The sequence below is a fragment of the Sedimentibacter sp. B4 genome (genome assembly GCF_000309315.1).
GTDB lineage: Bacteria > Bacillota > Clostridia > Tissierellales > Sedimentibacteraceae > Sedimentibacter > Sedimentibacter saalensis.
In genome coordinates this window covers 1-206 of sequence record NZ_CANG01000773.1, presented here as the reverse complement: position 1 = coordinate 206, position 206 = coordinate 1, and the positions used below count along the sequence as shown (strand labels likewise).

1 protein-coding gene is annotated in these 206 nt (G+C 62.1%); it reads left to right on the top strand.

The annotated features are described in order from the left end of the window. Window positions 1-59 precede the first annotated feature (59 nt). A partial coding sequence (locus tag BN358_RS29295; protein ID WP_157593511.1) for a DUF3048 C-terminal domain-containing protein occupies window positions 60-206 on the top strand: 147 nt, incomplete at its 3' end.

Here is a 206-nt window from a genome sequence, read left to right as displayed (position 1 = left end):
GTCGGGCAAGACGGCCAGCTTCGTGAGCGTCCCCCTGGAAGAAGGGGAACACCTACCCGATGAGCTACACGTGGAGCGAGAAGTCCGGTCGTTACCTGCGTTCGATGCCGTGGGGCAAGCACGTGATGGCCGACGGGACGCGGATCTCCTGCGACAACGTCCTGGTGATCAAGGCCAAGCAGGTGTTCGGCAAGATCTACCCCAGA